We start from the raw sequence: 12,688 nt of genomic DNA on the forward strand, positions 1-12,688 counted from the left end.
CCGGGAGCCAAATAAAAATGAAAAGCCCTGTCGTGAAAAAGACGCTTGCCCTGTGGGCGGCGGCGTTGTCGCTGGCGTTTGCCGGCCTGGCCTTTGCCGCCGGCGATGTCGATCTCAGCCGGTCGCCGGAGGTCTCCGCCACCGCCGTCGGGCCTATCTCCACGCCTAAACAGCAGGAGCGGATGGCGCTGAACTATGTCAATCAGCCGCCGATGATCCCGCACAGCGTGGACGGTTATCAGGTCAGCAAAAATACCAACCGCTGCCTGCAGTGCCACGGGGTGGAGCATTACCGCACCACAGGCGCGCCGCGTATCAGCCCGACGCACTTTATGGATCGTGATGGCCGGGTGCTGAGCGACGTCGCGCCGCGCCGTTATTTCTGCCTGCAGTGCCACGTGCCGCAAACCGATGCGGCACCGATTGTCGGCAATGATTTCCAGCCCATGCCGGGCTTTGGGCGCTAAACGGAGGCCTTATGGCAGAACCTGATCACACCCCAACCGAAAAAAAAGCCGGCCCGTTGCTGCGGCTGTGGCGCTGGTGGCGCAGGCCCAGCCGCCTGGCCCTGGGCACGTTGCTGCTGCTGGGTTTTGGCGCCGGAATTATCTTCTGGGGCGGTTTTAATACCGGCATGGAAGCGGCGAATACCGAGCAATTCTGTATCGGTTGCCACGAAATGCGCGAAAACGTGTATGAGGAATACATGGGCACGGTGCATTACAACAACCGCAGCGGCGTGCGCGCCACCTGCCCGGATTGCCACGTGCCGCACGAGTGGGCACCGAAAATGCTGCGCAAACTGAAGGCCAGCAAGGAACTGTACGCCAAGGCATTCGGCCTGATCGATACGCCGCAGAAGTTTGACCGGCACCGATTGGCGATGGCCAACAACGAATGGGCGCGGATGAAGGCCAACGATTCGCAGGAGTGCCGTAACTGCCATAACTTCGAGTATATGGACTTCACCGCGCAGAAAACCGTGGCGGCGAAGATGCATGACAAGGCGATAACCGAAGGCAAAACCTGCATCGATTGCCATAAGGGCATCGCCCACAAGCTGCCGGATATGCGCGACGTTCCCAACGGGTTTTAAACCCTCCAAGACCCATAGCCCGCCGCTCTCCCGGAGCCGCGGGTTTTTTGTTGCAAATCCGTTGTCGCCTGGAGACCCAATCGCGGTATCATTTTTGCGATTCAGCTAACGGAAAACAAGAAGGGCTCATGTCGGCGAAAATTGAGAATGTGAAGAAAGAGCTGCTGTCGGATAACTGGTATGTGCTGCACAAGTACACCTTTGATTTGAAGCGCAAGGATGGCGGTTCCGTTCAGCAGATGCGCGAGGTGTACGATCGCGGCAATGGCGCCACCATTTTGCTGTATAACCGCGCCAAGGGTACTGTGGTGCTGACCAATCAGTTCCGCATGCCGACCTACGTCAACGGCAACGACAGCGGCATGCTGCTGGAAGCCTGTGCCGGCCTGCTGGACGCGGATTCCCCGGAGCAGTGCGCGCGCCGTGAAGCGGTGGAGGAAACCGGTTTTCAGGTCGGTGACGTGAAGAAGATTTTCGAGGCCTACATGTCGCCGGGCGGCGTGACCGAGATCGTGCATTTCTTTATCGCCGAATACCATGACGACGAGCGCAGTGCCGCCGGTGGCGGTATCGAAGACGAAGATATCGAAGTGGTGGAGCTGCCGTTCGCCGAAGCGGTGGCGATGATCGCCGACGGGCGGATCAAGGACGGCAAAACCATTATGCTGCTGCAATACCTGCAAATTCACCGAATTATGGCATAAAAAAGCCCGGCAGAGTTGCCGGGCCTGGCGTCATCAGCTTCAGGGCGCGGCCTGCGCCGCCCCTGCCGTGACTTATTTCAGCAGCGCCTGCGCCCTGGCCACCACGTTGTCCACGGTGAAGCCGAACTCTTTGAACAGCTGCTCCGCCGGTGCCGACTCACCAAAGCTGGTCATGCCCACGATGGCGCCGTTCAGGCCCACGTACTTGTACCAGTAATCCGCGATACCCGCTTCCACCGCCACACGGGCAGTCACTGCCGCCGGCAGCACCGATTCACGGTAGGCCGCATCCTGCTTGTCGAACGCGTCGGTCGACGGCATCGACACCACGCGCACCTTACGGCCCGCGGCGGTCAGCTGGTCTGCCGCTTCCACCGTGATGCCCACTTCCGAACCGGTGGCAATCAGGATAACGTCCGGCGTACCGGCGCAGTCCTTCAGCACGTAGCCGCCACGGTACACGTTCGCCAGTTGCTCTGCGGTACGCGGCTGCTGGGTCAGGTTCTGACGCGAGAAAATCAGCGTGGTCGGGCCGTCGTTGCGCTCGATGCCGTACTGCCAGGCTACCGCCGATTCCACCTGGTCACACGGGCGCCAGGTGCTCATGTTCGGGGTCACCCGCAGGCTGGCGATTTGCTCGACCGGCTGGTGCGTCGGGCCGTCTTCGCCCAGACCGATGGAGTCGTGGGTGTAGACGAACACATTGCGGATTTTCATCAGCGCCGCCATGCGCACCGCGTTGCGGGCGTATTCCACGAACATCAGGAAGGTCGCGGAGTACGGCAGGAAGCCGCCGTGCAGCGCGATGCCGTTGGTGATGGCGGTCATGCCGAACTCGCGCACGCCGTAGTGGATGTAGTTGCCCGCCAGGTCAACATTCAGCGCTTTGGAGCCGGACCACATCGTCAGGTTGCTTGGCGCCAGGTCGGCGGAGCCGCCGAGGAATTCCGGCAGCACCTTGCCGAAGGCTTCCAGCGCGTTCTGCGACGCCTTGCGGCTGGCGATGTTGGCCGGGTTGGCCTGCAGTTTTTCAACGAAGGCTTTGGCCTCGGCTTTCCAGTTGGCCGGCAGTTCGCCGTTCACGCGGCGTTTGAACTCGGCAGCCAGTTCCGGGAAGGCCCTGGCGTAGGCGGCGAACTTGTCGTTCCAGGCGGCTTCTTTGGCCTGGCCGGCTTCTTTGGCGTCCCACTGGGCATAGATGTCCTGCGGGATTTCGAAGGCGGCGTATTTCCAGCCCAGGGCTTCGCGGGTGGCGGCCACTTCGGCGGCGCCCAGCGCCGCGCCGTGCACGTCGTGGGTGCCGGCCTTGTTCGGGGAACCGAAACCAATCACGGTTTTGCACATCAGCAGGGACGGCTTGTCGGTGACCTTGCGGGCTTCTTCAATCGCCGCCTTGATGGCGTCCGGGTTGTGGCCGTCGACGTGGCGCACCACGTGCCAGCCGTAGGCTTCGAAGCGCTCGGCGGTGTCGTCGGTGAACCAGCCTTCCACGTGGCCGTCGATGGAGATGCCGTTGTCATCGTAGAACGCGGTCAGTTTGCCGAGCTTGAGGGTACCGGCCAGCGAACAGACTTCGTGGGAGATGCCTTCCATCATGCAGCCATCGCCCATAAAGGCGTAGGTGTGGTGGTCGACGATGTCATGGCCCGGGCGGTTGAACTGCGCGCCCAGGGTGCGTTCGGCAATGGCGAAACCGACGGCGTTGGCGATGCCCTGGCCCAGCGGGCCGGTGGTGGTTTCGACGCCCGGGGTGTAGCCGTATTCCGGGTGGCCCGGGGTTTTGGAGTGCAGCTGGCGGAAGTTTTCCAGCTCGCTCATCGGCAGGTCGTAGCCGGTGAGGTGCAGCAGGCTGTAAATCAACATGGAGCCGTGGCCATTGGACAGCACGAAGCGGTCGCGGTCAGCCCAGTGCGGGTTGGTCGGGTTGTGGTTCATGTAGTCGCGCCACAGGACTTCGGCGATGTCCGCCATGCCCATAGGTGCGCCCGGATGGCCGGAATTTGCTTTTTGGACGGCGTCCATGCTGAGTGCGCGGATGGCGTTGGCGAGTTGCTTACGAGAGGACATTCATAACTCCAAAATAATTACAGTTCAGCGGCCAGCATGTCTTCCAGCTTCTGCTGGTCGACGGCGAACAGGCGGATGCCTTCGGCCAGTTTCTCAACCGCCATGGCGTCCTGATTATGCAGCCAGCGGAATTCGGCTTCGGCCAGTGGGGCGGGCTGGTAGAAACCTTCGGTGGACGGCGTCAGCTTACGCTCGACCGGTTGCTCGCTGTGCTTGAGCTGTTCCAGCAAGTTCGGCGCTATGGTCAGGCGATCGCAGCCGGCCAGCGCGAGGATCTGCTCAACTTTGCGGAAGCTGGCGCCCATGATCACCGTCTGGTAGCGGTGCTGTTTGTAGTATTCATAAATGGTGCGCACCGATTTCACGCCCGGATCCTGCTCGGCATCGTACTCGGCGGCAGGCTGCCTGGCCTGGTACCAGTCATAGATGCGGCCGACGAAAGGTGAAATCAGGAACACGCCGGCTTCGGCGCAGGCGCGGGCCTGGGCGAAGGAGAACAGCAGCGTCAGGTTGGTGTTGATGCCTTCTTTTTCCAGTTCCTCGGCGGCTTTGATGCCTTCCCAGGTTGATGCCAGTTTGATCAGGATGCGGGACTTGTCGATGCCCTGTTCCTGATACAGGCCAATCAGTTTGCGTGCTTTGGCTACGCACATGCCGCGATCGAACGACAAACGGGCATCCACTTCGGTGGAGATACGGCCCGGCACGCTTTTCAGGATCTCGACGCCAATGTTGACCGCCAGTTTGTCGCTGGCGTTAATCAGCTGGGTTTCTTTGCTGCCGCCCTGTTGGCGGGCATAGTTCAGCGCTTCGACGATCAGTGGCTTATATTGCGGCAGCGCTGCGGCCTTCAGGATCAGCGAAGGGTTGGTGGTGGCGTCCTGGGGTTCGAACTGGCGGATGGATTCAATATCGCCGCTGTCGGCCACAACCGTCGTCAGCTGCTTGAGTGCATCTAATTGGTTCATTTATACGCTCCTTGATCAGTGCCAAACATGTAGGGAAATGAGAACCTTTTTCATCATAGGGTGAACACACTGCATCATAAGCTTGATGAATAAAATGCGCTTTTTCTGATTGTTGCGATGGATAAGAACAATGGATCCCGTTTCGAACCTGGCCGGCGGCGGGTTGCACCTGCGGCAATGCGGTTTTGGCGTGGGGAGTACGGCGAGAAGAAGAGGGGCGACAGCGATAAAAAAAGGGTTCAGCACCTGGCTGAACCCCAGGGGACTTCCTCCGGTTATTTACTCAAATTCACGTCAATCGCCTGGTAGAAGGCATTGGCGGTGTCTGCTACATCCCACACGGCGAGGATCACATGCGAACCGCTGCGGTCTGCCGGTATGTTGCACTGGTGGGTGACCTGCGCGGCCGGGATCGCGCCGCCGTCGTTGTATTGGCAGAACGGCGTCAGGTCAAAGGAGGCGCGGGTCAGCGGCTGCGACGCATCCCAGTTTGGTTTGGTAATGAAATAGCGCCAGCCGGTGGTGCTGTGACGGGCGGTCAGCCGCCAGGTAAAGGTGTTGGCGCCGGTGTGCAGATTGAGCTTGTTCCAGCGAGTTGGCGTTTGCTGATCCAATTCGAAGAAGGTGCTCTTGTCGGCGCTGGCGATATGGCCGTCTGCCGGACCGTTCTGCGGGAAGCCTTTCAGGCCTTCGACGCTTTGCGGTTCGTACTGCACGCTGCCGCATTGGGTATTGAGCTGCAGCTTGCACTGGTAAGAACGGCTGGCCGGCGTTTCGACATAGCCGTGGGCGCTAGCCTGTTGCGATACGCCAAACAGGGCGGCGCTCAGCAGACCGAGGGACATAAGGGTACGGGAAGTATTGTTCATGAGTCACTCCTGACTGAAGTTATATTGTAAGTTGAGTGTATTTTCACCACTGAAATGAGAGGTCATTAACGAAATTAAAAAACATCATTATGGGTGGCTTGTTTTATTTTTATCATTCGTGTCATGGATGGGGGTGGAATGTTTTATAGGCTATTAACTAAAATTATTATGATGAATGTCTTTTTATTCTTTGATTGAATTTATTTAAAGGCTGCTGTCTAAAATCGCAGCACCATGATGAATTTTACTTAATGGATTGATGAATACTCTTTCAGATGATGCTCTCCGATATGGAGTATATTGCTTGTGATTTTGCTTACTCTTGTATGACTTGAACGTTTTTTACGCGCCAGTTGCCTGGGAATTTAGTGTCAATTTTTCTTATTTTATGTCAAAGAGGAATTAGTATGACTAGATTATCCCTGGATGCGATTAAAATAATCAGCACCATAAAAAGTACCGGCTCTTTCTCTATGGCGGCGGAGGCGCTGCATAAAACGCCGTCGGCGATATCTTATCGGGTTTCCAATATTGAAAGTAAACTCTGCGTGAAACTATTTCATCGAAATGGCCCGATGATTACCCTAACGGATGAAGGGGAATTCCTGCTGCAAGAGGGCAGCTGGATTTTAAATGCGGTGCAGGATCTCGAGAGCCGGGTGAGGAATATCCCGAAACTCGATAATAATATCCGCATCGTCGTCGATAAGTTCTTTCCGTTGGAAACCCTCACCCAGGATATACGCGATTATATTCAGCACAGCCCGAACGCCAACATTTCGGTACAGCGGGAAGCGCTGAACGGCACCTGGGATGCGCTGAAGAACAATCGGGCGGATTTGATTATCGCCATCGGCCAGATCCCGGACAGCGTGCAGGCCAAGACGCTGATGCTCGGCAAGCTGAATTTCGTGCTGTGCGTTTCTCCTTCGCATCCCTTTGCGGCGCAGAAAAAACCGGTGGATAAAAATCAGCGGTTGAATGACATCGTGGTGGCGATCGCCGACAGCAGCCACGAGCTGCCCAAGCGCAACCACGGTACGATGCCGTTGCAGCGCCAATTGGTGGTGTGCGACGTCGAGAGCAAGCTGGCGCTGTTGAAACGCGGTATCGGCCACGGTTTTCTGCCGCCTTCGCTGATTGAAAAAGAGCTGGCGAGCGGCGAGCTGGTGACGGTACCGGTCGATATGCAAAAAGGTGACGAAATGATTTGGCTGGCCTGGCACCCGGCCAGCAAGGGGACCGGTTTTACCTGGTGGCATGAACGCCTGACGCGTAAAAGCGACGTTTTCAGCCTGATGGGGCGCGAAGTGGTGCGGGATGGGGGTTACCCTTGGTGCAATAACTGAGGGAATAACAACGAAGGGATGCGAAAATTAAACCTTTAAAGCAGTAAAAACCCCGCAGCCTGAGCCACGGGGTTTTTTTATGCCGTCAAGCTACGCGGCCCACTTTCAGCCAGGCGCTGTCGGAGCCTGGTACGGAGGTGATAAAGCCCCACTTGGTCTGCCAGACGTAGCCCTGATAAGACACCAGCGCGCCCTGTGGGTAGGTCGTGCCCGCCACGTACGCCGGCGCGCTCATGATCGGCAGATTGCCGGGGCCGACGCCGGTATAGCGCAGGCCGGTGCCCATATCCAATTGGCTGTCGTCATAGTCGGCAGCGTTGAAATAGCGATCCAGCGAAGCCAGCAGATCGCCGTTGCGGTTGTCCTGCCCCAGGTGCCAGAACATCACGCCGCCCAGTTGCTGCTGCTTGATGTACTTGGCCTTGTATTTGAAGCTTTCGACGTCGTCATAAGTAACGAACAGGCCGTTGGCCGCGTGGTACAGGTACGGCGTTTTGGTCTTGTCGTTCCACAGGCGCTGATAGCCGTAGTTGCCGAGCAGCATCTGTTCCAGTTGGCGGTAAGAGGCGATGCGCGGGTCCTTGTCGCGGATGCACTCTTCGCAGCCCACCAGCCAGTAATCCGTACCTGGGAACGGATCTTCCCCCGGCGTGCTGTGGCTGCTGTATTGGCCGCCGTTGCTGCCACTGACACCCTTGAACGCGCGGCCATAGAAGGGAACGCCCATGACGATTTTGCTGCTTGGCACGCCTTCCAGCATCAGGTGTTGCTGTACGGCGGCGTCCACCGTCAGGCTGAACGGGCTCGGGAAGGCGCGGGTCAACTCTTCCCAGCTCCAACCCAGATTGGCTTCGCGCAGCGCGTTATAGAAGGTCGGCCCGGCACCGTCGCCAAACAGCGCCGCCTGATGGTTGGTGATTTTCTCCCATGGGCCGGCCAGATCGTAAGTCATCAGGTTGATGTAATCGAGGGAGGCGACGATCTGCGGCAGTTTGCTGTAGTAGCGCGACAGGAAGAACGCGCCGCCGGCGCCGGCGATGGTCAGTTGGTATGGCAGCGCCTGGCGACCATCGGCCTGGGTTTGTTGATCCAGCAAAGTGCGGATCTCCTGCAGCGCGGCGACAAAACCGTCCACCTCGCTGCTCTGCGGGTATTCCCAGTCGATATCTACGCCGTCAAAGCCATAGTCTTTCATGATGCGCACGCAGGATTGCGCGAATTTGGTCCGTGCCGCCGGGGTTTTCACCGCGTTGACATAGTTGGCATGCGAAACCCCCAGATCGTTGGAATAATACCAGCCTCCGATGGAGAACATGATGCGCAGGCTGGGGTTGTGCGCTTTCAGCGCGGTCAACCGACCGACCACATCGCGTGCCTTGGCATCTATCGTTGCCGGATCCCAGGCGCACTCCAGATTGGCGTTAATGTCGAGGAACGAGAAATTAATGTGGGTCAGTTGCCTGGCTTTGGCCGGCGTGATGTTGGACACCGGGAAAGGCACAATTGAGGTATCGGATTCGGTATAGTTATTAATTTGGTTGGTCGGAATGAAATAATAACCAATCACCGCTTTACGTACAGACATGGTGTTTCTCCAGAGTTAAGGTTTTTGTCATCGAGAGTGATTCTCTCGGTGCTATTAAATGTTTATTTCTCTGATAAAGAGAAGTCGAAATAAATCACAGTAAAGATGAAGTTTTTATTCGATGCCTGCCGTTATTCACGGAAGTTGTTGTGTCAGTGTTGAGTGTGAATGAATTTGACCATAGAGACTGTTTTTATTCATTTGCTTTGTTATAGCATCCTTAACTAGATTCTGACTGTACCGATACCCGGCCGGCCGTGATTGGCATTTAATTAAAATTAAAAACAGGAGAGTAGCTATGTCCAGCATAGAGCCAGACGCTGTTGGCTTAATTATTCAGCGAGCGTGTGAATACCTTCAGCCGGCAATGAATGCCATTTTGGCCGGCATTATGGCGCTTTTGCATGGCGCTTATCGCAACGTAGGGATGCGACGTCGGTTATTAAATGCAGGCATGTGCGCGTTATTGGCCTGGACGGTGCGTGATGCATTGGCATTGGCAGGCCTGGAATTAAAATGGGCGAATCTTGCCAGCGTGCTGATTGGCTTTCTGGGCGCCGATTATATTAGCGCATTAATCAAAAAAATCATTGGCAAGAAGACGGGGTTAAAAAATGTTAAATGACATTCAGGAAATGCGCTTTACCGCACGCAGTGAGGACAATTTAATTGGCGTGCATCCGGATCTGGTACGGGTAATGCGGCTGGCGTTGAATTATTCGCTGGTGCCTTTTTCCATCAGCGAAGGCGTGCGCAGCATGGCGCGGCAGCGTGACATGCTGCGCACCGGCAAAAGCCAGACGCTGAGGAGCCGGCATCTGACCGGGCACGCGGTGGACGTGGTGGCGATGCCGGCGGGCGTGGTGTCCTGGGAGTGGGATTACTACGCGCAAATTGCCGTGGCGGTACGCCGTGCGGCGCGTGAATGCGCGGTCAGCGTCGAGTGGGGCGGCGAGTGGCGCACGCTGAAGGACGGGCCGCATTTCCAGCTCTCCTTCAGAGATTACCCGGCATGAGCGGTTGGCTGAATAAGATCATGCAGGGGGGATTGCTGTTGCTGTTGGCGGCGGCGATTTGCCTCGGCGGGTACGGCTCGCTGCTGTCGCACCGGCTGGAGCTGGCGCGGCGGCAGGCGGCCGAACAGCAAAAGACCTTGGCGCAGCAGGCCGGGCTTATCGCCACGCTGCAAACCCAGGATGCGCAGAACCGTGTGCTGATGGCCGCTCAGCAGCAGCAGGAACAGCAGTTGCGCCGGCAAAGCGACCTTTACCAGAGGAAATACCGTGAAGCGATTAAAAATGATGCCTGCGCTGGGCAGTCTATGCCTGGCGCTGTGCTTGAGCTCCTGCGCCCGGCCGCCGGCGGTACCGACGCCCGTGGCGGTTCTGCCCCCTGAATCCGTCTTCACGCCCTGCGAGCAACCTCTGTTGCAGGGAGACACCTGGGGCGATGCCGTCGGCTATACGCTGGCATTGCAGACCGCATTGCAAATTTGCGCGGGCCGGGTGGCGACGCTCAATGCCTGGCGAGCGAAACTGCCGTTGCAATGACGGCAGTGTTTTTCTTTCCCGTCCTGTGATACTTCTTTTTTTACTTTTATAAAAGTATTTCGATCAAGGTTATGGCCCGCTTCAAAGTTTGTGACGTTTCTCTCATTATACTGGTCTAGCCTTAAGCCTTATCGATCTGACAAGTCTTACCTCAACATAAAAGCAAAAAGCAAAGGAACCCATAATGGACGAACAGCTCAAACAGAGTGCCCTTGATTTCCATCAGTTTCCGGTCCCAGGGAAGATCCAGGTCTCTCCAACCAAACCGCTGGCAACGCAACGCGATCTGGCGCTGGCCTATTCACCGGGTGTTGCTGCCCCTTGCCTGGAAATTGCCGCCGATCCGCTGGCGGCCTACAAATACACCGCCCGGGGTAACCTGGTTGCGGTGATTTCCAACGGCACGGCGGTACTGGGGTTGGGCAATATCGGCGCATTGGCCGGTAAGCCGGTAATGGAAGGCAAAGGCGTTCTGTTCAAGAAGTTTTCCGGTATCGACGTGTTCGATATCGAAGTGGATGAACTTAACCCGGACAAGCTGATCGACATCATCGCTTCCCTCGAGCCGACCTTTGGCGGCATCAATCTGGAAGACATCAAGGCGCCGGAGTGTTTCTACATCGAGCAAAAACTGCGCGAGCGCATGAAAATTCCGGTGTTCCATGACGATCAGCACGGCACCGCCATTATTACCACCGCCGCAGTGCTGAACGGCCTGCGGGTAGTGAAAAAGAATATTTCCGACGTGCGACTGGTGGTTTCCGGCGCCGGCGCTGCGTCGATAGCCTGTCTGAACCTGTTGGTGGCGCTGGGGCTACGTCAGCAAAATATCACCGTTTGCGATTCCAAAGGGGTGATCTACAAGGGGCGCGACGCCAACATGGAGCAAACCAAGGCGGCTTATGCCATCGAAGATAACGGCCAGCGCACGCTGGGGGATGCGATCCCCAATGCCGATATTTTCCTCGGTTGTTCCGGCCCGGGCGTGCTGACCCAGGACATGGTGAAAACCATGGCCAGGGATCCGTTGATCATGGCGTTGGCCAACCCGGAGCCGGAAATTCTGCCGCCGCTGGCGAAAGCCGTGCGCCCGGACGCCATTATCTGTACCGGCCGTTCCGACTACCCGAACCAGGTGAACAACGTGCTGTGTTTCCCGTTCATCTTCCGCGGGGCGCTGGACGTGGGCGCCACCACCATTAACGAAGAGATGAAGCTGGCCTGCGTGCATGCGATTGCCGATCTGGCGCTGGCGGAACAGAACGACGTGGTGGCTTCCGCCTATGGCGATCAGGACCTGTCGTTTGGCCCCGAATACATCATTCCAAAACCTTTCGACCCGCGCCTGATCGTTAAAATTGCCCCGGCGGTGGCCAGGGCGGCGATGGAGTCCGGCGTGGCGACGCGTCCGATCGAAGACTTTGACGCCTACGTAGAAAAACTGTCCGAGTTCGTCTACAAAACCAACCTGTTCATGAAGCCGATCTTTGCTCTGGCGAAGAAGGAAATGAAGCGTGTGGTGCTGGCGGAAGGCGAAGAGGAAAGGGTGCTGCATGCGACCCAGGAGCTGGTGTCGCAGGGGCTGGCTTATCCGATCCTGGTCGGCCGCCCGAGCGTGATTGAGATGCGGTTGCAAAAACTCGGCCTGCAACTGACGCCGGGCAAAGATTTTGAAGTGGTGAACAACGAGTCCGACCCGCGTTTCAACGAATACTGGGGCGAGTATTACCAGATCATGAAGCGTCGCGGCGTTTCGCAGGAGCAGGCGCGCCGTGCGGTGATCGGCAACCCGACGCTGATTGCCGCCATCATGCTGCATCGCGGCGAGGCGGACGCGATGATCTGCGGCACCATCGGCAGCTACCATGAGCACTACGACGTAGTGAAAAACGTGTTCGGCTTCCGCGAGGGCGCGCACGTCGCCGGGGCGATGAATGCGCTGCTGCTGCCAAGCGGCAACACCTTTATTGCCGACACCTATGTCAACGACGATCCGACGCCGGAACAGCTGGCGGAAATCACCCTGATGGCGGCGGAAACCGTGCGCCGCTTCGGCATTGAGCCGAAAGTCGCGCTGCTGTCCCACTCCAGCTTCGGTTCCTCTGACTGCCCGGCGGCGCGCAAAATGCGCAAAACGCTGGAGCTGGTGAACCAGATGGCGCCAGAGCTGGAGATTGACGGCGAGATGCACGGCGACGCCGCGCTGGTTGAGAGTATCCGCCACGATCTGATGCCGGACAGCCCGCTGAAAGGCGCGGCCAACGTGCTGATCATGCCGAATATGGAAGCGGCGCGCATCAGTTACAACCTGCTGCGCGTATCCTCTTCGGAAGGGGTAACCGTGGGGCCGGTGCTGATGGGGGTATCGAAACCGGTACACATCCTGACGCCAATCGCCTCGGTGCGCCGCATCGTCAATATGGTGGCGTTGGCGGTGGTGGAAGCGCAGACCGAACCGCTATAAGTCTTGAGTGACGACAAGCCCCCTGCGTTCTGGCGC

13 protein-coding genes are annotated in these 12,688 nt (G+C 57.7%); 9 read left to right on the top strand and 4 right to left on the bottom strand.

Going from position 1 to position 12,688, the window contains the following annotated elements:
* The first annotated feature begins 17 nt into the window (after positions 1 to 17).
* The 3 genes from napB to nudK all read left to right on the top strand — a co-directional run bounded on the left by napB (position 18) and on the right by nudK (position 1,800).
* The gene (napB, locus tag JK621_RS22950) at positions 18 to 467 is read left to right on the top strand and encodes a nitrate reductase cytochrome c-type subunit (RefSeq protein ID WP_212557786.1); all 450 of its coding nucleotides are present in this window, start codon (positions 18 to 20) and stop codon (positions 465 to 467) included.
* Between the two features lie 11 nt (positions 468 to 478).
* Positions 479 to 1,096: a cytochrome c-type protein NapC gene (napC, locus tag JK621_RS22955; protein WP_212557787.1), complete on the top strand. Its 618-nt coding sequence runs from the start codon at positions 479 to 481 to the stop codon at positions 1,094 to 1,096.
* A 128-nt stretch (positions 1,097 to 1,224) separates the two neighbouring features.
* Positions 1,225 to 1,800 carry a GDP-mannose pyrophosphatase NudK gene (gene nudK, locus JK621_RS22960; protein WP_212557788.1) on the top strand — a complete coding sequence of 192 codons (576 nt, stop codon included), beginning with the start codon at positions 1,225 to 1,227 and terminating at the stop codon, positions 1,798 to 1,800.
* A gap of 72 nt (positions 1,801 to 1,872) precedes the next feature.
* Here the strand turns inward: nudK and tkt are convergent, their stop codons facing one another.
* The 3 genes from tkt to JK621_RS22975 form a co-directional block, all read right to left on the bottom strand.
* The gene (tkt, locus tag JK621_RS22965) at positions 1,873 to 3,867 is read right to left on the bottom strand and encodes a transketolase (RefSeq protein ID WP_212557789.1); all 1,995 of its coding nucleotides are present in this window, start codon (positions 3,865 to 3,867) and stop codon (positions 1,873 to 1,875) included.
* Positions 3,868 to 3,884: 17 nt separating this feature from the next.
* On the bottom strand, positions 3,885 to 4,835 hold the full coding sequence (gene tal / locus JK621_RS22970; RefSeq protein ID WP_212557790.1) for a transaldolase: 951 nt from the start codon (positions 4,833 to 4,835) through the stop codon (positions 3,885 to 3,887).
* 275 nt (positions 4,836 to 5,110) lie between these two features.
* A complete protein-coding gene (locus tag JK621_RS22975; RefSeq protein ID WP_212557791.1) occupies positions 5,111 to 5,704 on the bottom strand; it encodes a lytic polysaccharide monooxygenase in 594 nt (197 codons plus the stop codon).
* 407 nt (positions 5,705 to 6,111) lie between these two features.
* Here JK621_RS22975 and JK621_RS22980 point away from each other — a divergent pair, with 407 nt between their 5' ends.
* A complete protein-coding gene (locus JK621_RS22980) occupies positions 6,112 to 7,053 on the top strand; it encodes a LysR family transcriptional regulator (RefSeq protein ID WP_212557792.1) in 942 nt (313 codons plus the stop codon).
* Positions 7,054 to 7,138: 85 nt separating this feature from the next.
* Here JK621_RS22980 and JK621_RS22985 read toward each other — a convergent pair whose 3' ends face one another.
* On the bottom strand, positions 7,139 to 8,638 hold the full coding sequence (locus JK621_RS22985) for a glycosyl hydrolase family 18 protein (protein WP_212557793.1): 1,500 nt from the start codon (positions 8,636 to 8,638) through the stop codon (positions 7,139 to 7,141).
* A 298-nt stretch (positions 8,639 to 8,936) separates the two neighbouring features.
* On the opposite strand from JK621_RS22985, the gene JK621_RS22990 reads away from it, so the two are divergent.
* The 5 genes from JK621_RS22990 (at position 8,937) to maeB (ending at position 12,652) form a co-directional block, all read left to right on the top strand.
* Complete coding sequence (locus tag JK621_RS22990) at positions 8,937 to 9,263, top strand: phage holin, lambda family (protein WP_062790035.1); 327 nt, start codon at positions 8,937 to 8,939, stop codon at positions 9,261 to 9,263.
* Entirely contained in the window at positions 9,253 to 9,654 is a 402-nt protein-coding gene (locus JK621_RS22995; RefSeq protein WP_212557794.1) for a M15 family metallopeptidase, read from the top strand. Before JK621_RS22990 ends, JK621_RS22995 begins: the two co-directional genes overlap by 11 nt.
* Complete coding sequence (locus JK621_RS23000; RefSeq protein ID WP_212557795.1) at positions 9,651 to 10,034, top strand: DUF2570 family protein; 384 nt, start codon at positions 9,651 to 9,653, stop codon at positions 10,032 to 10,034. Before JK621_RS22995 ends, JK621_RS23000 begins: the two co-directional genes overlap by 4 nt.
* On the top strand, positions 10,015 to 10,188 hold the full coding sequence (gene lysC / locus JK621_RS23005; protein ID WP_212557796.1) for an Rz1-like lysis system protein LysC: 174 nt from the start codon (positions 10,015 to 10,017) through the stop codon (positions 10,186 to 10,188). The genes JK621_RS23000 and lysC overlap by 20 nt, the downstream gene beginning before the upstream one ends.
* A gap of 184 nt (positions 10,189 to 10,372) precedes the next feature.
* Positions 10,373 to 12,652 carry an NADP-dependent oxaloacetate-decarboxylating malate dehydrogenase gene (maeB, locus tag JK621_RS23010; RefSeq protein WP_006327110.1) on the top strand — a complete coding sequence of 760 codons (2,280 nt, stop codon included), beginning with the start codon at positions 10,373 to 10,375 and terminating at the stop codon, positions 12,650 to 12,652.
* The last annotated feature ends 36 nt before the right edge of the window (positions 12,653 to 12,688 follow it).

This window comes from Serratia plymuthica, from assembly GCF_018336935.1.
Taxonomy (GTDB): domain Bacteria; phylum Pseudomonadota; class Gammaproteobacteria; order Enterobacterales; family Enterobacteriaceae; genus Serratia; species Serratia plymuthica_B.